The 19,170-nt window shown below is 60.7% G+C and carries 20 protein-coding genes; 13 read left to right on the top strand and 7 right to left on the bottom strand.

All coding sequences use genetic code 11. From position 1 onward, the window contains the following. Positions 1–102: 102 nt before the first annotated feature. Positions 103–354: a hypothetical protein gene (locus tag IB285_RS05980; protein ID WP_190787314.1), complete on the bottom strand. Its 252-nt coding sequence runs from the start codon at positions 352–354 to the stop codon at positions 103–105. 1 nt (position 355) lies between these two features. Here IB285_RS05980 and IB285_RS05975 point away from each other — a divergent pair, with 1 nt between their 5' ends. After that, positions 356–808 carry a CAP domain-containing protein gene (locus tag IB285_RS05975; RefSeq protein WP_199803337.1) on the top strand — a complete coding sequence of 151 codons (453 nt, stop codon included), beginning with the start codon at positions 356–358 and terminating at the stop codon, positions 806–808. Here IB285_RS05975 and rdgB read toward each other — a convergent pair whose 3' ends face one another. Both rdgB and rph read right to left on the bottom strand, forming a co-directional pair. Beyond that, positions 809–1,438, bottom strand: a complete 630-nt coding sequence (rdgB, locus tag IB285_RS05970; RefSeq protein WP_190787313.1) for an RdgB/HAM1 family non-canonical purine NTP pyrophosphatase — start codon at positions 1,436–1,438, stop codon at positions 809–811. Then, positions 1,435–2,148 carry a ribonuclease PH gene (gene rph / locus IB285_RS05965; RefSeq protein ID WP_190787312.1) on the bottom strand — a complete coding sequence of 238 codons (714 nt, stop codon included), beginning with the start codon at positions 2,146–2,148 and terminating at the stop codon, positions 1,435–1,437. The genes rdgB and rph overlap by 4 nt, the downstream gene beginning before the upstream one ends. A gap of 106 nt (positions 2,149–2,254) precedes the next feature. Here rph and hrcA point away from each other — a divergent pair, with 106 nt between their 5' ends. The 3 genes from hrcA to IB285_RS05950 are packed head-to-tail and all read left to right on the top strand — an operon-like array spanning position 2,255 to position 4,857. Beyond that, positions 2,255–3,310, top strand: coding sequence for a heat-inducible transcriptional repressor HrcA (hrcA, locus tag IB285_RS05960; protein ID WP_190789014.1), 1,056 nt, complete (start codon positions 2,255–2,257; stop codon positions 3,308–3,310). Between the two features lie 17 nt (positions 3,311–3,327). Next, positions 3,328–3,927, top strand: coding sequence for a nucleotide exchange factor GrpE (grpE, locus tag IB285_RS05955; protein ID WP_190787311.1), 600 nt, complete (start codon positions 3,328–3,330; stop codon positions 3,925–3,927). A gap of 12 nt (positions 3,928–3,939) precedes the next feature. Beyond that, on the top strand, positions 3,940–4,857 hold the full coding sequence (locus tag IB285_RS05950) for a cobaltochelatase CobT-related protein (RefSeq protein ID WP_190787310.1): 918 nt from the start codon (positions 3,940–3,942) through the stop codon (positions 4,855–4,857). Between the two features lie 2 nt (positions 4,858–4,859). On the opposite strand, the gene IB285_RS05945 is transcribed toward IB285_RS05950, so the two are convergent. From IB285_RS05945 to IB285_RS05935, 3 genes are all read right to left on the bottom strand, one after another. Continuing rightward, complete coding sequence (locus IB285_RS05945) at positions 4,860–5,528, bottom strand: crotonase/enoyl-CoA hydratase family protein (protein WP_190787309.1); 669 nt, start codon at positions 5,526–5,528, stop codon at positions 4,860–4,862. A 104-nt stretch (positions 5,529–5,632) separates the two neighbouring features. Then, positions 5,633–6,106 carry a vgr related protein gene (locus IB285_RS05940; protein WP_190787308.1) on the bottom strand — a complete coding sequence of 158 codons (474 nt, stop codon included), beginning with the start codon at positions 6,104–6,106 and terminating at the stop codon, positions 5,633–5,635. 50 nt (positions 6,107–6,156) lie between these two features. Then, complete coding sequence (locus tag IB285_RS05935) at positions 6,157–6,693, bottom strand: copper chaperone PCu(A)C (protein WP_328705857.1); 537 nt, start codon at positions 6,691–6,693, stop codon at positions 6,157–6,159. A gap of 176 nt (positions 6,694–6,869) precedes the next feature. Between IB285_RS05935 and dnaK the strand changes: the two genes are divergently transcribed. The 3 genes from dnaK to IB285_RS05920 all read left to right on the top strand — a co-directional run bounded on the left by dnaK (position 6,870) and on the right by IB285_RS05920 (position 10,971). Further along, positions 6,870–8,804: a molecular chaperone DnaK gene (gene dnaK, locus IB285_RS05930; RefSeq protein ID WP_190787307.1), complete on the top strand. Its 1,935-nt coding sequence runs from the start codon at positions 6,870–6,872 to the stop codon at positions 8,802–8,804. Between the two features lie 72 nt (positions 8,805–8,876). Then, complete coding sequence (gene dnaJ, locus IB285_RS05925) at positions 8,877–10,019, top strand: molecular chaperone DnaJ (RefSeq protein ID WP_190787306.1); 1,143 nt, start codon at positions 8,877–8,879, stop codon at positions 10,017–10,019. A 58-nt stretch (positions 10,020–10,077) separates the two neighbouring features. Continuing rightward, entirely contained in the window at positions 10,078–10,971 is an 894-nt protein-coding gene (locus IB285_RS05920; RefSeq protein WP_190787305.1) for an MBL fold metallo-hydrolase, read from the top strand. 15 nt (positions 10,972–10,986) lie between these two features. Here IB285_RS05920 and IB285_RS05915 read toward each other — a convergent pair whose 3' ends face one another. Further along, positions 10,987–13,311 carry a patatin-like protein gene (locus tag IB285_RS05915; RefSeq protein ID WP_190787304.1) on the bottom strand — a complete coding sequence of 775 codons (2,325 nt, stop codon included), beginning with the start codon at positions 13,309–13,311 and terminating at the stop codon, positions 10,987–10,989. Between the two features lie 71 nt (positions 13,312–13,382). Here IB285_RS05915 and radA point away from each other — a divergent pair, with 71 nt between their 5' ends. The 6 genes from radA (at position 13,383) to phaR (ending at position 19,131) form a co-directional block, all read left to right on the top strand. Then, complete coding sequence (gene radA, locus IB285_RS05910; protein WP_190787303.1) at positions 13,383–14,750, top strand: DNA repair protein RadA; 1,368 nt, start codon at positions 13,383–13,385, stop codon at positions 14,748–14,750. Positions 14,751–14,761: 11 nt separating this feature from the next. Continuing rightward, the gene (locus IB285_RS05905; RefSeq protein WP_190787302.1) at positions 14,762–15,301 is read left to right on the top strand and encodes a CvpA family protein; all 540 of its coding nucleotides are present in this window, start codon (positions 14,762–14,764) and stop codon (positions 15,299–15,301) included. Positions 15,302–15,306: 5 nt separating this feature from the next. After that, positions 15,307–15,747, top strand: coding sequence for an iron-sulfur cluster assembly scaffold protein (locus tag IB285_RS05900; protein ID WP_190787301.1), 441 nt, complete (start codon positions 15,307–15,309; stop codon positions 15,745–15,747). Positions 15,748–15,800: 53 nt separating this feature from the next. After that, on the top strand, positions 15,801–17,441 hold the full coding sequence (locus IB285_RS05895; protein ID WP_190787300.1) for an MFS transporter: 1,641 nt from the start codon (positions 15,801–15,803) through the stop codon (positions 17,439–17,441). Further along, positions 17,425–18,474: an alanine racemase gene (alr, locus tag IB285_RS05890; protein ID WP_190787299.1), complete on the top strand. Its 1,050-nt coding sequence runs from the start codon at positions 17,425–17,427 to the stop codon at positions 18,472–18,474. Before IB285_RS05895 ends, alr begins: the two co-directional genes overlap by 17 nt. Positions 18,475–18,543: 69 nt before the next feature. Then, entirely contained in the window at positions 18,544–19,131 is a 588-nt protein-coding gene (gene phaR, locus IB285_RS05885; protein WP_190787298.1) for a polyhydroxyalkanoate synthesis repressor PhaR, read from the top strand. Positions 19,132–19,170: the final 39 nt, after the last annotated feature.

Raw genomic sequence — 19,170 nt, 5'->3', positions numbered from 1 at the left:
GTCACTTCAGCTCATTCCCGCACCGGGTGAGGCATCGGCGGTTGCGCATTCGAGCCGAGCGGTTTTGACTAACGAGAATTAAGCATGTTGGTTCAGGCGGAATTAGACATGCGGGGTCGATAGAAATTTCATGAAAACAGGACGCGATTTGCTGCGCTCATCGAGCATACTCGTCTTCGCTTTGCCGTTCTTGCTGGCAGGTTGCGGAGGCGGAGGGTCTTCTTCGGGCGGGGGCACGGCTGTCGCCGTCGCGCCGCTTCCAGGCTCACCTCCCGCGCCAAGCCCTACGCCGTCCCCATCGCCGACCCCGACGCCCGCTCCCACACCTTCGCCATCGCCCACCCCACCGGGCACTGTGACGACGGTTCAGGACGAGTTGCTGCAAGTGATGTTGCGCGATCATAATCGGGCGCGCGCAGAGGTCGGTGTCCCCGACCTGGTACTGGACGATGACCTCAGCCGCGCGGCGCTCGCCTACGCTGAGGAACTCGCAGCGTCAGGACGGTTCGAACACAGCCCGGGGACCACGCGTCCAAACCAAGGTGAGAACCTATGGGCGGGCACCGAAAGCGCGTTCACCTTTGAAGAAATGGCCGCAGGCTGGATCGATGAGAAGCAATACTACATCCACGACAGCTTCCCCTATGTCAGCACGACAGGGCGCTGGCAGGATGTCGGCCATTACACCCAGATCATCTGGCGCAATACGGAAAGGCTAGGCTGCGGTATCGCAACCGGGACGGGCCGCGATTATCTCGTCTGCCGATATTCTCCGCAGGGAAATATCGTCGGTCAGTTCGCCTATTGATCAGCTGCCGAACTGGTCCGCGACCAGTTTTGCAAACGCATCGGCGCGGTGGCTGATGGAGTGCTTTTCAGCCTGGTCGATCTCGGCAAAGGTTTGCTCGCGGCCATTGGGAATGAAGACCGGATCGTAGCCGAAACCCATTTCTCCGCGCGGCGGCCAGGTGAGCGAACCGGGGCATTGCCCTTCGTAGATCGCATGCTCTCCGTCGGGCCACGCAATCGCCAACACGCAATGAAATGCCGCGCTGCGATCAGTGTCGGAACCAAGCTGTTGCAACATCCCTTCGACCTTGCCCATGGCCATGTACCAGTCGCGGCCCGGATCGCCTTCGAACCATTGCCGCTCGGCCCAATCGGCGGTGTAGACACCCGGGCGTCCGCCCAGCGCATCGACGCCGAGGCCGCTGTCATCGGCCAGGGCTGCAAGGCCTGATGCTTCCGCTGCCGAGCGCGCTTTTATGAGGGCGTTCTCGGCAAAGGTCGTTCCGGTTTCAGGCGGCTCCGGCAGGCCAAGCGACCCGGCAGAGATGCACTTCATTCCATACGGGTCGAGCAGCGCCGAGATTTCCTTCAGTTTGCCGGAATTGTGGGTTGCAATCACAAGCGACCCGCCGCCAAGTTTCCGCGTCATTTTGTCGCTTCCAGCTGCTTGGCGAAGATGCCGTCGCAGCCGATCCGGGCGAGGCGCAGCAGGCGCAGCAGGCCTTCTTCGTCATAGGTCGCGCCTTCGGCAGTGGCTTGCACTTCGGCGATTTGACCGCCTTCGATCAGGACGAAATTGGCATCGGCCTCTGCGGAAGAATCCTCGGGGTAATCGAGATCGAGCACCGGCGTGCCATTATAGATGCCGCAGGAAATGGCCGCGACCTGGCCCGTGATCGGATCTTCCTTGATATCGCCGCTCTGCATCAGCCCGTTCACCGCGAGACGCAGCGCGATCCACGCGCCGGAGATCGATGCAGTGCGTGTTCCGCCGTCGGCCTGGATCACATCGCAATCGAGCGTAATCTGGCGCTCGCCCAGTTTCTTGAGATCAACCACCGCGCGAAGGCTGCGACCGATCAGACGCTGAATCTCCTGCGTGCGGCCGGACTGCTTGCCGCGGGCGGCTTCGCGGCTGCTGCGCGTGTGCGTGGAGCGCGGGAGCATCGAATATTCGCCGGTAACCCAGCCTTCGCCCTTGCCGCGCAGCCATGGCGGGATGCGTTCTTCGACGCTTGCGGTGCACAGCACGCGGGTATCGCCGAAGCTGATGAGGCAGGAGCCCTCTGCGTGCTTGGTAAAACCGGTTTCGATGGTGATAGCGCGCATTTCGTCGGGCGCGCGTCCTGATGGGCGCATGAATAAAGCTCCTGGGTGTTCGATTCGTGTCTTGCCGCGCGGTGTGGCGGGGAACATCGCTGGCCGCAAGGCTTGGCGAATGCGCGATGTGCGCTAAATGGACGATATGGCTTCACCACCGATCACCGAACTGGCCGAGAGGGCGCGCGAGATTTTTCGCCGTGTGGTCGAAGGGTACATCGAGAGCGGACAGCCTGTCGGTTCGAAGACTTTGGCGGCCGATGGCACGCTCAGCCTCTCGCCGGCTTCCATCCGGTCGGTTCTGGCAGAGCTGGAAAGTCTCGGGCTTCTGGCTGCGCCGCATACCAGCGCGGGCCGGATGCCGACCGATGCAGGACTGCGCATCTTCGTCGATGGAATGATGCGCGTCGCCGAGCCGACCCATGAAGAACGCGCGCAGATCGAAGCGCGCCTTTCGGAAAGCGGCCCGGTGGAGCAGGCGCTGCAGAAAACGAGCGCACTGCTCTCCGACCTGTCGGGAGCCGCGGGCATGGTGATGGTCCCCACGCGCGAACAGAAACTGGCGCAGTTCAGTCTTGTCGATCTGGGACAGGGCAGGGCGCTCGCCGTGCTTGTTGGCGAGGATGGCGGGGTCGAGAACCGGGTCATGGAGCTTGGAGGTGCGCTCAGCCCCAGCGCGCTCGATCAGGCCAGCAATTACATCACCTCGCGCCTATCCGGCAGGACGCTGGCCGACGCTGCGCAGGCGATGCACGCGGAACTCCGGGCGGGGAAAACTCAGCTGGACGATGCCAGTAGAGATCTGGTCGAACGCGGCCTCGCGGTGTGGAGCGCGGATGCCGATGAGCGTCCGGTCCTGATCGTGCGCGGCGCGGCCAACCTGCTGGATGAAAGCGCGCTTGACGATATCGACCGGGTGCGATCGCTGCTCGATGATCTGGAAAACAAGCAATCGGTCGCCAGTCTGCTCGAAAGCGCGCGCGAAGCCGATGCGACGCGCATTTTCATCGGCAGCGAAAACCGACTGTTTGGGCTCTCCGGATCATCGGTCATCGCCTCGCCCTACCGCGACAGGGAAGGGCGCATCGTCGGTGTTCTGGGCGTGATCGGGCCCACGCGGTTGAATTACGCGCGGGTTGTCCCCATGGTTGACCTGACCGCAAGATCGCTTGGCCGTTCGCTGGACAAGCTCATCGTTTGAATGGAAAATCAAAGCACATGATCGACAATGACAAGCCGCAGGAAGATGCGGTGAATGAAGACGTAAAGGCAGAACTGAAGGGCGTGCCGGAGGAATTCCTCACCGATGATGACGAGCTGGAAGCGCCGGAAAGCGACACCGACCTGACCGAAGCGCTCGAAGCCTTGCGCCGCGATCTGGACGAGGCGAAGCAGGAAGTGCTTTATGCCAAGGCCGACACGCAGAATGTCCGCCGCCGCGCGGAAAAGGACATTCAGGACGCGCGCAACTATGCCGCGACCGGCTTTGCGCGCGACATTCTGAGCGTAGCGGACAATCTCTCACGCGCCATCGATGCCATCCCGGGATCGCTGCGCGAGGACGAGAAGATGAAAGGTCTGGTGGTCGGCCTTGAAGCAACGCAGCGAGAGCTTGAAAAGGTCTTCAAACAGCACGGCATCGAACGGATCGCCGCGATGGGCCTGCCGCTCGACCCAAACCAGCATCAAGCGATGATGGAAGTGCCGACGGACGACAAGGAGCCGGGCACTATTGTGCAGGAAATGCAGTCGGGCTGGATGATCAAGGACCGCCTGCTGCGCCCAGCAATGGTGGGTGTGGCGAAGAAGCCGGATTGATCGAAATTGGCGTTGACGGGCTTTCTCATCGCGCTCGTTATTGGTGTGTCGATTGTCTGGCTACTTAGGTCGATCTTTTCAGCTAAGACTGAGAAAGATCGTCCAGAATTGTCCTATTCGGTGTTCACTACCGAGTACGACATTGTCTGCCATGGCACCGAGGTCGACCGGCTACTTGAAGAGCATGCGCTTAATCGCGCGCCTGCACGTCACCTCAGTGAAGAGAGTAATCCAGACCGGATTGCCGTCGCCAAAGCCGCTAGAGATCGTACTTGCGAGAACCTGGGAAGCCGTGAGCATGTGGATCTGTCGGACACGTCTATCCTTGTCATGCTGGACCAATCCGGTTCGATGGCGGAACGGATGCCTCAAGTTTCGGCGCAATTGGCCGGCTGTCTCGAGCATTTGGAGATTTGCGATGCAAGGACGTCTCTTGTTGGTTTCACAACGGTAGGCTGGCACGGTGGTCGCTCGCGCCAAAAATGGTCATCATCGGGAAAGCGCAAGTATCCTGGACGTTTGTGCGACTTGCTTTTCGTGCGGCACTCAGATTTCGACGAGCCTGCCCGGAAGATAGACCTTGAGCCGATGAACCTCCACAACGTTCTTTTCGAGAACGTGGATGGAGAGGCGTTGGCGTGGGCGTGCGAACGTCTCAAAGAGGAACGAAGAGAACAGAAACTGCTGATTGTGGTAAGTGACGGAGCACCGGTAGATGACTCCACTTTGCAAGCCAACGAACCATCTTTTCTGTGGCGCCACTTTCTAAATACCGTTCAAGAGATTGAGAATGATCCGGAAATAGCAATTGCTGCAATTGGCTTGGATTACCGCGTAGATTCAGTTTACTCGCACGCAATTTCCGTCGACGCGGAAAATGAGGTTGCCGCGGCAGTCTTATCGCTGATGAAAGAACTGCGAGTGCGATAGCTTCACCCAAAATCAGGGAGCGGGCTTGCTTCGATATCGTCGATCAATTGGCGGTTCATTGCCGCCTTGTTCGCGTTGAAAGCGCCTGCGTTCAGGCCCTTCATGTGGGCGAGCTCCTCGGTGAGCGCGCTGTCCACCTCGTTTGGCTCGACGACCCGGTCGAAATAACCCGCCTCGCGCGCGGCGTCGGGGGCGAACATCTCTGACGTGGCAACTGCTTTGCGGCCATGCGGGCCGAGCCGCGCCGCGCCGAGGATCATGGGATAGATCGGCAGCGCCATCCCGATCGCGCTCTCGTTCATGCCGGTCACGAAATCGCCGCGCGTGCCGATGGCCTTGTCCGCCGCCAACATCAGAAAGGCGCCCATAGGATAGGCGTGGCCTTCGCAAAGGGTGATCACCGGAGCCGGGTGGCGCAGGATGGCGAGGATCGCGTCCTTGCCTGCCTGAAGCTGTGCGGTGGCGGTTTCGGGCCCGGCAGCGAAGCCTTTGAGGTCGAAGCCTGCCGAGAAAATGCCGGATCGCCCGCGAATAGCTACAGGTGCCTGATCACCGGCGCACTCGGCCAGGGCCGCTACCAGCGCATCGAGCTTTTCCTTGTTAAGCGCGTTTACCTTGCCGTCGTCCATGGTGATGAGATGTGCGCCGTCCAGCTGGGTGAGAGTGATCACGGTCTGCTCCTTTTTTCAGGTCCCGGGCTCGCCGCTATCCCACGAATTCGGGGCAGGCAAAGCGCATTTTTGCCATACCGCTACGGCGCGCTGCGGCAATGCGATTACAAAGTTGCGCCCTTGAAGCGCACGAGCATGTCATAGGCAGCCTTGTCCGCGATCCCGGCGACCTTCGCACCGTGCCTCAGCCAGAAGGCGTGCTTCACGATTTCGGCCTGCTGCTCGATGCCATAGGCACTGAATGGCTGGCCCGGTTTCAGCGTGTAGTCGTAGCGGCAGAAAGGGTGGCGGTTGAGGATGAGATACCAGTCGCCGCGCGTCTGCGTCTGCCAGACATGAGCAAGCTCGTGGATCAAAAGGCCCTGGCGCGCGAGATTCTCGGCAGAGAAGTCATCGCAATAGGCCGAACCGCCGGGATGGAAATGCACATGCCCGCGCGGTGCCATCGTTATTCGTTTGGGCTGAAACGGAAAGAACTTGCGGCGTTTCAGCTTGACCGAACGGTAATCGATCGCATCGCCATAGACGGTGCGGGCGAGGGTGACCTCGCCCGGCGTCAGATGCCGTTCGCCGCCCACCGGGCAGGCGGGCAGCGGAGTATCGGTGCCGGTCGGTAGGTCGCCGTGCTTCAGCTGTCGTCCCCGCTATTCGGTGCAGGAAGGCCGCGCTCGTCCCCTGCGGGCAAGACATCCGCCTCGAAAGTGTGGGTGCCCCCGCCGGAGACGGTCAGCGTAACTTCGGCCTTGTCACCGGGTTTGAGTTCGGGTGACGGCTCGAATGCCATGACATGCAGACCGCCCGGCTCGAAGCTAACCTCCGAACCCTTCTTGATCGCAATCGGTAGCGCTTCCATCATCTGTACTTTGAAATCGTACTCGCCGTAATCGTGCAAGGTCGCGCTGCCTGCCTGAGTAACGTCGGCCCGGCGAATGGTGAGGCCCCGATCTCCTTCGTAGGTGAGGTCGAAATAGACGGCTGCCGGGTTGCCTTCGACGGCCCCAAGGATCATCCGCGCGTTATCGACGCTGATGCCCGGCACTTGCCCTTCGACTGCTACCGGCGCTTCGACTTCGCTTTCGCACGCCCCCAGCATAATCGTGCTGCCAAGCGCGGCAGCGACCAGCAATTTCTTCATATTGCGTCCCGTTTTTGTAGTTGCATCCACGTTTGTGTCCCCTCCTTGGATGGTTTGAAAACTAGTGCGGCCAATCTCTTGTGCCAAGCAAAACCGCACCTATATCCGCCTCATATTCGAGCCGCCGAGGCGCTTTGCCCAAAGGATTTTCCACCGGGGAAGCACACGAAGGCGGTGTCCAAAGACCATGATAGGATGGGGAAATAATGGGTAAAGTAATCGGTATCGACCTCGGCACGACCAACTCCTGCGTTGCAGTGATGGATGGCGGCAAGCCCAAGGTTATCGAAAATTCCGAAGGCGCGCGCACGACGCCTTCCATCGTCGCCTTCACCAAGGATGGTGAGCGATTGATCGGTCAGCCTGCCAAGCGCCAGGCGGTCACCAATCCGGACAACACTCTGTTCGCGATCAAGCGGCTTATCGGCCGCCGTTTCGACGATCCTCTGACCAAGAAGGATATGGAGATCGTCCCTTACGACATCGTAAAGGGCAAGAACGGCGATGCCTGGGTCGAAGCAGGCGGTGAGGAATACTCCCCCAGCCAGATTTCCGCCTTTATCCTGCAGAAGATGAAGGAAACCGCCGAAAGCTATCTCGGCGAAACGGTTGAGCAGGCCGTCATCACGGTCCCCGCTTACTTCAACGACGCGCAGCGCCAGGCGACCAAGGACGCCGGCCAGATCGCCGGTCTAGAAGTGCTGCGCATCATCAACGAGCCAACGGCTGCTGCGCTTGCCTATGGCATGGACAAGGAAGACGGCAAGACCATTGCTGTTTACGACCTTGGCGGCGGTACTTTCGACGTCTCGATCCTCGAGATCGGTGACGGTGTGTTCGAAGTGAAGTCCACCAACGGCGACACTTTCCTGGGCGGTGAAGATTTCGACAACGCGATCGTCGATTACCTCGCCGAGCAGTTCCAGAAAAAAGAGAACATGGACCTGAAGACCGACAAGCTCGCGCTTCAGCGTCTGAAAGAAGCGGCGGAAAAGGCCAAGATCGAGCTTTCGAGTTCGGCCACGACCGAAGTCAACCTGCCCTTCATTACCGCGCGCATGGAAGGTGGTTCATCTACCCCGCTGCACCTTGTTGAAACTATCAGCCGCGCCGACCTCGAAAAGCTGGTCGGCAAGCTGATCGATCGCACGCTCGAGCCCTGCAAAAAGGCTCTGGCCGATGCGGGCGTCAGCAAGGACGAGATCGACGAAGTGATCCTGGTGGGCGGCATGACCCGCATGCCGCGCGTCCGCGAAGTGGTCGAGAAATTCTTCGAAGCGAAGCCGCACACCGGTGTGAACCCCGATGAAGTGGTCGCCATGGGTGCTGCAATCCAGGCCGGCGTCCTTCAGGGCGACGTCAAGGATGTGCTGCTGCTCGACGTGACGCCGCTTTCGCTCGGTATCGAAACGCTGGGCGGGGTCTTTACTCGCATGATCGATCGCAACACGACGATCCCGACGAAGAAGACCCAGACCTACTCGACCGCCGAAGACAATCAGAACGCGGTGACGATCAAGGTCTATCAGGGCGAGCGTGAAATGGCGGCTGACAACAAGCTGCTCGGCAATTTCGACCTTGTCGGCATTCCGCCCGCACCGCGCGGTGTCCCGCAGATCGAGGTCACCTTCGATATCGACGCAAACGGCATTGTGTCGGTTGCTGCGAAGGACAAAGGCACCGGCAAGGAACAGACGATCAAGATCCAGGCATCGGGCGGTCTGTCGGATTCCGACATCGACCAGATGGTGCAGGACGCGGAGAAATTCGCGGACGAGGACAAGAAGCGTAAAGCCGCTGCCGAAGCGCGCAACCAGGCCGACAGCCTCGTGCACGCCACCGAGAAGCAGCTCGAAGAGCATGGCGACAAGATCGACGCCGGTACGAAGGCCGAAGTCGAGGAAGCGCTGGCCGCCACCAAGACCGCTCTTGAAGGCGACGATGCGGACGAGATCACAGCGAAGGCCGAAGCTCTGACGCAGGTAGCGATGAAGATGGGTCAGCAGATCTACGAACAGGAGCAGGCAAACGCCGCCCCTGAAGGTGGTGACGCAGGCGCTGACAGTGCTGCCGAAGAACCGGCCGACGAAGAAGTCGTCGACGCCGAATTCTCCGAGGTCGACGAAGACAACAAGGGCTGATGTCCTGATGAAACCGGCAATCACCACCGGCGCTCAGCGTGCCGGTGGTGATTAGCTTTGGGACGGATACCTATGGCAGCTACTCAAGTCGATTATTACCAGACACTCGAAGTGTCGCGCGATGCCGATGGCTCGACGCTCAAAAGCGCGTATCGCAAGCTCGCAATGAAGTATCACCCGGACCGCAATCCGGGCGATGCCGATGCTGAAGCCAAGTTCAAGGCGTGCAACGAGGCGTATGAGTGTCTCAAGGATCCGCAAAAGCGCGCAGCCTATGACCGCTACGGGCACGAGGCGTTCACGCAAGGGATGAACGGCGCGGGCGGTTTCGGCGGAGGCCGGGGCGGTCAGGGTGATTTTGCCGATATCGGCGACATTTTCGAAACGATTTTCGGTAGCGCATTTGGCGGTGCAGGCGCAGCGCGCCAACAGCAGCGCCGCGGAGCCGATCTGCGTTATGACATGCAGGTTACGCTCGAAGAAGCGTTTGAGGGCAAATCCACCGAGATCGAGATCGAGGTCTCGCAAAGCTGCGATACGTGTGATGGCTCCGGCGCAACGCCCGGTACGGGTGAGCGCCAGTGCAATCTGTGCCACGGACAAGGCTCGGTGCGCGCGAAACAGGGTCTGTTCGTGGTTGAGCGGCCATGCCCCACATGCGGCGGGCGCGGCGCAGTTATCGAAGACCCGTGCGGTGATTGCCGCGGCGAAGGCCGCGTGGACCGCGCACAGGCACTCGAAGTCGATATTCCGCCGGGCGTCGATACCGGTACGCGTATCCGACTTTCAGGGAAGGGTGAGGCGGGGCAGCGCGGTTCCCCTCCCGGCGATCTCTATATCTTCATTCATGTGAAGGACCACGCCGTGTTCGAGCGCGAAGGCACCACGCTCGCCGCGCGCATCCCGGTCAGCTTCACGACAGCCGCACTCGGCGGAAGTGTGAGCATCCCCGATCTCGATGGCTCGACCAACACTGTCGACATTCCGGTTGGCATCCAGTCCGGCAAACAGCTGCGAGTGCGCGGCGCCGGTATGCCGGTGCTCCAAGGGCGCGGGCGCGGCGACCTCGTCGTCGAGATCAAGGTCGAGACGCCGACCAAACTCAGCCGCCGGCAAAAAGAGATCCTCGAAGAGTTCCGCGAGACCGAGACTGGCGACGAGTGTCCGGAGAGCAAGGGCTTCTTCAGCAAGATCAAGGATGTCTTCGGCACATAGCGCGCTCGACACGGGTTTCATCGCAGGTTAGTCCTCTCACGCAAGAGGAGAGAATGCCATGAACCGTTTCGCCGCCCTTTCAATTGCCTCCGCAGCCCTGCTGGTCGCATCGCCGACGATTGCCCAGCGCAATTTCGATAACGTCGAAGTCACTTCGGAAGAAATCGCACCAGGCGTCGCGGTCCTGTTTGGTGCGGGCGGCAATATCGGGGTGAGCTACGGCGAAGACGCGACCGTGATGATCGACGATCAGTTCGCGCCTTTATCGACCAAGATCGAGGCAGTGGTTGCCGATCTGGGCGCAACGCCGGTCAAATACGTCGTCAACACGCATTGGCATTTCGACCACACGGGCGGCAATGAGCATTTTGGCAAGACAGGAGCGACGATCTTTGCGCATGACAATGTCCGCATCCGCATGGCCGAAGGAGGTACGGCAGCGGGCAACAACACGCCGCCAGCGCCGAAAAAAGCTCTCCCTATAGTTACTTACGGACAGGGCCTGAGATTTCACCTCAACGGTGATACGATCAACCTAGCGTTTGTCGGCGGCGGTCACACGGATGGCGACAGTGTGGTGATGTGGGAGGAAAAGAACATCGTTCACATGGGCGATCTCTATTTCAACATTCCCGGCTATCCCTTTATCGACGTCAATTCGGGCGGTAACGTCTACAACGCGATGCAATCGCTCGATCTTGTCATTGCCATGACCGACAGCGATACCAAGGTCATTCCGGGCCATGGCCCGATGTCGAACAAGGCCGAACTGGTCGCCTACCGCGCGATGATCGGCGAGGCCGTGTCACGGGTCGAGAAACTGCATTCCGACGGCATGAGCCTTGAGGAGGCAGTGGCTGCACAGCCGCTGGCGGATATCGATCGCGGGGAGGGCGGTTTTATCAGCGCCGATGCGTTCGTCACTGCGATCTGGAACAGCATCGAGCAGTAATCGGACCTCTTCTGGTCAGACGTCTGAAAACTTCGCGATCACTTCTTCCCGGACGGTTTCGAGCAAGCCTTGCTGGCACCGTCCTGCTGCCTCTTCCTCCGCGATGATCGCGAGGAATGCCGCGCGTTTCACGCGGCGCACCATGGTATCCGGCAGCCCAGTTTCGACCGTGGACGAAACAAAATCGACCATGCGCTCAGCCCCGTGGAGGCGGCCCCAGAGGTAGTCGTTTTCACGGTAGGACCTGCTGAAGAATGCGCCGAAATTGTAAAATTCGATCCCGCGCAGGGTGGCCTGCGTGCCGCCTTCGCGAATGGAGCGGGCGTCGTCTGGGGAAATGCGATCGATTTTCGCCGGATTGTACTCCGCGAGTTGATCGCTCTGGACTAGCGGAAGCGTGGCGACATCGTAAAAAGGAAAGCCGAGATAGGTAAGCAGCATGCGCCGCTTAAGGTTTTTGGGCATCGCCTCGAGCGCTTCTGCGAACATCTCCTCCGCTTCGATATCGGTTTCCGGCAAGAGCCTGCGCGATGCGAGGTAATCGAGCACCGATCCCGGATTTTCCAGCACATGTATTGCGATCTGCCTGAATTCGCCGCACCTGATCGCGCTGTCGTCCGCGCGGAGGTACAGGCTCAGGATATCGTAGATCTTGCCGCGGGCGACATCGAGCGCGTCGTCCGGAATATCGGGGTCGGTTTCCCAGTCGCGCGAAAGGCGCCGCGCAAGCAGCTGCAACCGGCGAATTCGAAAGCCGATATCGTGCGCCCGGAAGAAGGCGATGGCTTCGGGTGTCGCGCCGCCGCTTTCCTGGGTGAGTGTCTCTATCCCGCGCGCCGCCAATTCCCGCCGCAGCACTTCGGCGATGAGGCCGCTATCCGCCAGCGTCAGTTCGGGTGCGGAGGCGTGCGTCAGCTCGGCTAGGCGATCAATGATCGCGCTGAACTTTGTCTGGGCATAGGATCCGAAGGCATAGCCGGCACGCTCGGCGGCGGCCTGCTGCGCTTTTGCGCGCCAATTTCCCAGGCGTTTGGGTGTCGGACTGTCGAGGAAGAAGGTCCGCCCGAACAGCTTTTCGACGGCGCGCTCGATCTCGGGCCGCAGCCCTCTGACGATGCGGCTCAACCGTTCGGCATCGCGCGCTTGTTGCTCGATCCGTTCCAAGTCATCGCGGATCGGCTGTTCGCGCGGGATCGTCGAAAGCGAGCCGAATATTGCTCCGAAAAAGCCGATTGGCCGGTCGAGTTGATCGCCCACGGAAACCGTGCGGTCCGGACGCGGTTCGATATAGACGAACCGCCGGTCGACTTCGCGCTGCGACGTGCGCCGCGCAAGCGCATCGAGGGCGGCTGCGAACGGCGCGTTCACGAGCACAGCACCGTCAATCAAGGCGACGTTCTCCACCGTGCCATCGCGAACATGGATTGGCATCACCCGATTGAGGAAGGCTCCACGCGACGACCAGTCATGTCCCTCAGCGTCCCCAAGCCGGTCAATCTCGGCCATGGTAAGCGGCGGGAATGCGCCGGGAAAGCTGGCTGTCGCCCGCGCGGCGAGAACCAGTTCGAGCGGGTCGGCCAAGGGCGTTTCGCGTGCCCGCGACACATTCGCCCTGAAGGCGATCGGCATGCGGTGCTCTGTTTCCTCGACGATCGGCGGAGAGTTCAGCCGCAGCATTTCCGCGTGTCCGCGAAAATCGGTCGCCGTCACGAACAGGTCGATCGGATGGCCATCGGGGAGTAGCGGCGGGCCATCCTCGGTTGCCTCCATGCTTTCCAGCGCCTCGAACAACATCGCGGAGAAGCGATCGCCCGAAAAAGGCGGGCTGAACCAGCGCCCGCGAACAAGCCTCGAAACTTTGCCACGAACTTCAGAACGGGTTTCGGGCGAGACGCTTTCGCTGACCGCATTCCCGGGACGTTTGAGAAACCAATCGGCAATCGGCTGCGCCCAAAGCTTTGCAAAGCGCCACATCGGTTCCGCATCGGGGTCGGTCAAACGGCTGACATCGGCGTTTTCGAGCCAAAGATCGGTGAGCGGCTCGAACGACCGGCCCGAATGCAATGCCTGAGCCAGGAAAATAGCGTTGATCCCCCCAGCGCTTGCTCCGGTCAGAATATCGGGAAGCACGCGCAGCCTCACGCCATGATCACGCTCGATCTCGGCAATGAAGTCACGGTACACACGGGCGACGCCTGTCAGCGTACTATCCTCGTTCGCATGATAGCACCGGCTCGCGCGGGCGAGGTGCCACACTTCCTTCGTTACTCCGTGCATGTAAACGGCGAGGCTGACGCCGCCGTAACATACCAGAGCAAGACGCAGTTCCTTTTGGCGCATGATTCACGCTCTGCCGGGGAAAGGTTGGCTTTGCAATTGCGTTCTGCAAATGTTCCAGATATTGGCGGGCCATGGCAAAGAGCAAGAAACGGTTTGTGTGTCAGTCCTGCGGCAGTGTTTCTCCGCGTTGGCAGGGGCAGTGCCCCGATTGCGCGGAATGGAATACACTGGTCGAAGACGCACCTGCGACGGTCTTCTCGCAAAAGCACGATCTGTCGCGCGGTGGGCGCGGTATCGAGTTTGTGCCGCTCAACAAGCCGACCGAGCTACCGGTGCGCAAATCGACGGGGTTGGCCGAATTCGACCGCGCGCTGGGCGGAGGTCTGGTGCCAGGTTCGGCGGTGCTCATGGGCGGTGATCCGGGGATAGGAAAATCGACGCTGCTGCTGCAAACCGCGGCGACCATTGCACGCGGCGGTAATGATGTCGTGTATGTGAGCGGGGAGGAAGCCGCAGGCCAGGTTCGCTTGCGCGCATCGAGGCTGGGGGTTGCCGACGCGCCGATCCGCCTCGCCTCGGAAACATCGGTTCGCGATATCTTGACGACCCTGGGCAATGGTCCGGCTCCTGCCTTGCTGGTGATCGATTCCATCCAGACGATGCATTCCGACACGATCGAAGGGGCTCCGGGCACCGTCAGCCAGGTCCGAGGCTGCGCGCTCGAATTGATCCGTTATGCCAAGGAAAACGGGACGGCTCTGTTCCTCGTCGGCCATGTCACGAAGGACGGGAATATCGCCGGCCCGCGCGTGCTTGAACACATGGTCGACGTCGTGATGAGCTTTGAGGGAGAGCGCAGCCACCAATACCGCATCCTGAGGGCGCTCAAGAACCGTTTCGGTGCGGTCGATGAAATTGGCGTCTTCTCGATGGCGACCGAGGGGCTGGAAGAGGTTGCCAACCCGTCCATGCTGTTCCTGTCCGGGCGGGATCGAGCGTTGGCAGGCAGCGCGGTGTTTCCGGCTTTAGAAGGCACGCGGCCTGTGCTGGTGGAGATTCAGGCGCTCATTGTCCGCTTGCAATCGGGTGCGACGCCGCGCCGCGCCGTGGTGGGCTGGGACAACGGGCGGCTTGCCATGCTGCTTGCCGTGCTTGAATCCCGGTGCGGACTGAATTTCAGCTCTGCCGAAGTGTATCTCAATATCGCGGGCGGATATCGCCTCGCCGACCCGGCGGCCGATCTCGCGGTGGCCGCCGCGCTTGTGTCGGCGCTGGCGGACAAACCGCTTCCCGACAAGGCTGCCTGGTTCGGCGAGGTGTCGCTCGCGGGTGAAATCCGACCGGTTGCGCATTCGGATTTGCGGCTGAAAGAGGCGGAGAAGCTCGGCTTTTTGAAGGGTTATGGACCGTCCGACATGAAGAACGGATCTTCCACCATGAAGTATCTTGGTTTGGGACAACTTTCGAACCTCGTTGACCAGGTGATGGGCAGCGCATAATCGAAGCGGCCATGGGATTGTTCGACATCATCGTGCTGTTGCTGGTCGGCTTCGCTGCAATCGGCGGATTTATCCGGGGCCTCGTGCAGGAAGTGCTTTCGCTCGCGGCCTGGATACTGGCCGCGTTCTCCATCCATTACCTGCATGGACCGCTGACAGAGGGGCTGGGCACTTTTTACAACGGAGCGGCCGTTACGCCGATCCTCGCCTTCGCTCTCCTCCTGCTGATTCCCTATGCCGCCATGCGCGTTATCGCGGGTAATGTCGGCGAAGCATCGCGAAATTCCATTCTTGGGCCGATCGACCGGGTGCTTGGCTTCGGGTTTGGCACCGTCAAGGGCGTGATCATCGTCGTCTTTGCCTTTTCCATCGTTGCCATCGGGTTCGATACCGTGTGGGGATATAAGGGACGCCCGACCTGGATCACGTCGGCGCGGACCTATCCTGCGGTCGACACATTCTCGCGCGAACTTGTGCAGATGATCGCGGAGCGGCGCGCCCGTGTTCAGAGCGAGGCCGATGCGGCGGAAGCGGTCGTTACGGAAGAATAGAGGCGATGGCCGATCCCGCCGGTACCAAGCTCTATTCACCGCAATTGCTGGCACTGTCTGCTTCGCTGGCGAACTACCCGCTCGACAGCGCATTTTCGCGTCGCGCCGAGGCGCGCTCGCGCACATGCGGTTCGACCATCATTGCCGGGCTTGATACCGATGACGACCAGCGCGTTTCCCGGATCGGCATGCAGGTTTCAGCCTGCGCTGTCGGGCAAAGCTCCGCGGCGATCATGGCAGGAGATATCCGCGGCCGGAGCGAGCGAGACTTGCGAAACATGCTGAGCGACATCGAAGCTTGGCTAGAGGATGCGGGGGCTACGCCGGACTGGCCCGGTTTCGAGGCGCTTGTGCCCGCGAAACCCCACACCGGCAGGCACGGTGCATTGCTGCTGCCGTGGAAGGCCGCACTGGCGGCGCTTTCCAGTGATGATCCCAGCGGCTAGGACAGGTTGCATGTTCAGCCCGGAGACACGGGCGTTAGGGGTTTTTGGGGATTATGGCAGAGGCGCAAGCGCTCGCGGATCGTGAACCGACGGAAAAGGAAATCAGGCTCGTCATCGGCGCATCGAGTGCCGGTACCATATTCGAGTGGTACGATTTCTTCATCTACGGCACGCTGGCTTACATCCTGAAAGACGCGTTTTACGACGTCGATAACGACACTCTCGGCCTGCTGCTCGTGTGGTCTACCTTCGCGGTAGGTTTCGCTTTCCGTCCGATCGGGGCGATCCTGTTCGGCTTCCTCGGCGACAGGCTGGGGCGCAAATACACATTCCTCGTGACGGTAACGCTGATGGGGATCGCGACTGCAGGGGTTGGGTTCATACCGACGGTGGAAACGATCGGCATAGCCGCGCCCATAATCGTGATCTTGCTCAGGGTTCTTCAAGGCCTCGCGCTTGGCGGCGAATATGGCGGAGCGGCGATCTATGTGGCCGAACACGCTCCGCCTGAGAAGCGCGGATTTTACACCAGCTTCATCCAAGCGAGCGTCGCGGGCGGTTTCGTGTTGTCGATCATCGTAGTTCTGGCCTGCCGCTTCCTTATTCCGGAGGATGATTTCGTCAGCTGGGGCTGGCGTGTACCGTTCCTGCTTTCCATCCTGCTGCTTGTGATTTCGCTGTGGATGCGGCTGATGCTGTCGGAGAGCCCCGTGTTTCAGGCCATGAAGGAAGCGGGCGAGACCTCGGGCAACCCCTTCGTCGAAAGCTTCACCTATCCGGGCAACCCGAAGCGCATCTTCGTCGCCCTTTTCGGCGTGACGGGGATCCTCACGACGATCTGGTACACGGCGTTCTTTTCCGGGATGAGCTTCCTGCGCGGACCGATGCATGTCGCCGATCTGACAGTGGAACTGATCCTGCTGATCTCCGGCCTTATTGCCATGAGTTTCTACCTCGTGATCGGGAAGTGGTCGGATCGGGTTGGGCGGAAAAAGCCAATCATCATCGGCGCGCTTGCTACGCTAGTTCTGCTGTTTCCGGCGTTCTGGGGGCTGGGCAGTCTTGCGAATCCCGGTCTCGCCCAAGCGGCTGAAGAGACCCCGATCACGATCAGCGGTCCCGAATGCGTCACCGATCCGTTTGCCGACCTGTTCGACCGGGAACAGACCGATTGCGGTAAGGTGCTTGAAACGCTCACCGCATCGGGCGTCTCGTACACCCTGACCGAAAGCGATACGCTCAGCCTGAACGCGGGCGGCGAAGCGATCGCGATTGACCCTGCGTGGTTTGACAGCGGTGCCGCGCGCACGGAGGGCATTCAGGGTGCGCTTGGCGAATACGGCTATGACTTCTCAAAGCAGCAGCCCGATACCGCCAACATCATCGGCATCATCGCGATCTTGCTAATGCTGGGCATGCTGTCGGCGCTGACATACGGATCTGTCGCAGCGTTGCTTTCAGAGATGTTCCCGCCGCGCATCCGGTATTCATCCATGTCGATCCCCTACCACATCGGCGCTGGTTATCTTGGCGGGTTCCTGCCCTTGATCGCAGGTGTGATCGTGGCGAGTACGGGGGATATCTATTCGGGGCTCTGGTACACTTGGGGCGTGGTCGCATTCGGCGTCCTCGTGGCGTGGTGGGGCCTGCCTGACGGTCCGCCGCGAGATTTCGCCGATGACGTCGCAAGCTGACGCGCCGGAGCCGACGCACCGGCTGCGGATCGATACCGAAGCGCTGGCTCACAACTGGCGCGCTCTCGATGCGATGTCAGGCAGGGCGCAAGCCGGTGCAGCGGTCAAGGCCGATTGCTATGGGCTGGGCGTCGACATTTGCGTGCCCGTCTTGCGCGATGCCGGATGCAAGCACTTCTTCGTCGCGCACTGGAGCGAGGTCGAAGCTGTCCTCAAACATGTCGCCGCAGATCAGATTGCGGTCTTGCACGGGCCGTTGACCAGCGCCGAGGTCGATTACGCGATCGCAACCGGTGTGCGCCCGGTCATCAACTCGGTTCCTCAGGCGGAGCGATGGATAGCGGGCGGGGGAGGCGTCTGCCACCTCATGATCGATACCGGCATCAATCGCCTTGGCGTGTCGACGGGTGAGCTGGACAGCGAAGCACTGCAAGCGCTCGATATCGACCTGCTGATGTCGCACCTCGCCTCGGCAGACGAGAACGGCGACATGAACGCGCGGCAGCTGCACGCCTTCCGCGGTGCGATAGGGAAGATTGCGCATCGCCGTCTCAGTCTGTCCAACAGTGCAGGCATTGCGCTGGGCGAGGATTTCGCTGTCGATGTCACGCGCCCGGGCCTTGCACTTTATGGGGGCGTACCCCGGCCTGAGCTCGCCGACGCGATCCATCAGGTCGCCTTCATCGAAGCGGCGATCATCCAGGTACGTGAAATCGGCGCGGGCGACAGCGTCGGCTATAATGGTGAGTTCACCGCGACCGGGCCAATGCGGGTCGGAACCATTTCGCTCGGTTATGCGGACGGTTTCCTGCGCGCGCGCGGAAAGGGCTTCGCATTGCGGCATGGGGACCGGCATCTGCCGCTGCTTGGAAAAGTATCGATGGACATGATCGTGGTCGATCTCGCAGCAGCGCCCGATCTGGGCGAAGGCGACTGGCTGGATGTGCCGTTCGATCTGAAAAATGCTGCGCAGCAAAGCGCTGTTTCTCAATACGAATTGCTTACCGTATTGGGACAGCGCCTGCGCGGCTGACACGCCGATATTGCACTGCACATTGTGCAGGTGCTAAGCGACTTGAAGCAAAGTTGAACTGGGATCGTTATGGCCAAGAAATCAAGCGCCGCTGCGGGCGAAAGCATTACCATCAAGAAATACGCCAACCGGCGGCTCTACAACACGAGCTCATCGAGCTACATCACGCTCGATGACCTCGCCAAGATGGTGCGAGAGAACGTCGATTTTCAGGTGGTCGATGCGAAGAGCGGGGATGACATCACGCATCAGATCCTCACGCAGATCATCATGGATGAAGAGGCGAGCGGAGAGCAGATGCTCCCGGTGAGTTTTCTGCGCCAGCTTATCGGCATGTACGGCAATTCGATGCAGTCGCTGATGCCGTCCTATCTCGAAGCGAGCATGACCAACTTCCGCGAGAACCAGTCGAAAATCCGCGAGGCTTTCGAAAAGGGCATGTCCGCAGGACCGCTCGCAGCGATCCATGAAACCAATATGGCGATGGTCCGCGCGGCCGCGGAGACCTTCATTCCGGGTCAGAAGAAAGCCGCAGCGGCGAAACGCTCCGCCGAGAGCCAGGCGGCGGCCCAGTCCGCTTCGACGCAGGACGAGATCTCGGCCATGCGCGAGCAGATGGCGGCGATGCAAAAGAAGCTCGACGAACTCAGCAAATAGCGGTTAGCCCGCGTACAACAGCGCTCAAGCGCCAATCCA

The sequence above is a fragment of the Erythrobacter rubeus genome, assembly GCF_014705715.1.
Lineage (GTDB): Bacteria > Pseudomonadota > Alphaproteobacteria > Sphingomonadales > Sphingomonadaceae > Erythrobacter > Erythrobacter rubeus.
Note: the sequence above shows the minus strand (reverse complement) of the source record. Positions and strands in the feature narration are given on the sequence as shown.

What these genes read in the sequence shown, in the direction of transcription:
- dnaK (WP_190787307.1), top strand. Translation starts at nt 6,870, where the DNA reads ATGGGTAAAGTAATCGGTATCGACCTCGGCACGACCAACTCCTGCGTT.
- dnaJ (WP_190787306.1), top strand. Translation starts at nt 8,877, where the DNA reads ATGGCAGCTACTCAAGTCGATTATTACCAGACACTCGAAGTGTCGCGC.
- rph (WP_190787312.1), bottom strand. Translation starts at nt 2,148, where the DNA reads ATGCGCCCATCAGGACGCGCGCCCGACGAAATGCGCGCTATCACCATC.
- IB285_RS05915 (WP_190787304.1), bottom strand. Translation starts at nt 13,311, where the DNA reads ATGCGCCAAAAGGAACTGCGTCTTGCTCTGGTATGTTACGGCGGCGTC.
- grpE (WP_190787311.1), top strand. Translation starts at nt 3,328, where the DNA reads ATGATCGACAATGACAAGCCGCAGGAAGATGCGGTGAATGAAGACGTA.
- radA (WP_190787303.1), top strand. Translation starts at nt 13,383, where the DNA reads ATGGCAAAGAGCAAGAAACGGTTTGTGTGTCAGTCCTGCGGCAGTGTT.
- IB285_RS05900 (WP_190787301.1), top strand. Translation starts at nt 15,307, where the DNA reads ATGGCCGATCCCGCCGGTACCAAGCTCTATTCACCGCAATTGCTGGCA.
- phaR (WP_190787298.1), top strand. Translation starts at nt 18,544, where the DNA reads ATGGCCAAGAAATCAAGCGCCGCTGCGGGCGAAAGCATTACCATCAAG.
- hrcA (WP_190789014.1), top strand. Translation starts at nt 2,255, where the DNA reads ATGGCTTCACCACCGATCACCGAACTGGCCGAGAGGGCGCGCGAGATT.
- IB285_RS05905 (WP_190787302.1), top strand. Translation starts at nt 14,762, where the DNA reads ATGGGATTGTTCGACATCATCGTGCTGTTGCTGGTCGGCTTCGCTGCA.
- IB285_RS05920 (WP_190787305.1), top strand. Translation starts at nt 10,078, where the DNA reads ATGAACCGTTTCGCCGCCCTTTCAATTGCCTCCGCAGCCCTGCTGGTC.
- IB285_RS05895 (WP_190787300.1), top strand. Translation starts at nt 15,801, where the DNA reads ATGGCAGAGGCGCAAGCGCTCGCGGATCGTGAACCGACGGAAAAGGAA.
- alr (WP_190787299.1), top strand. Translation starts at nt 17,425, where the DNA reads ATGACGTCGCAAGCTGACGCGCCGGAGCCGACGCACCGGCTGCGGATC.
- rdgB (WP_190787313.1), bottom strand. Translation starts at nt 1,438, where the DNA reads ATGACGCGGAAACTTGGCGGCGGGTCGCTTGTGATTGCAACCCACAAT.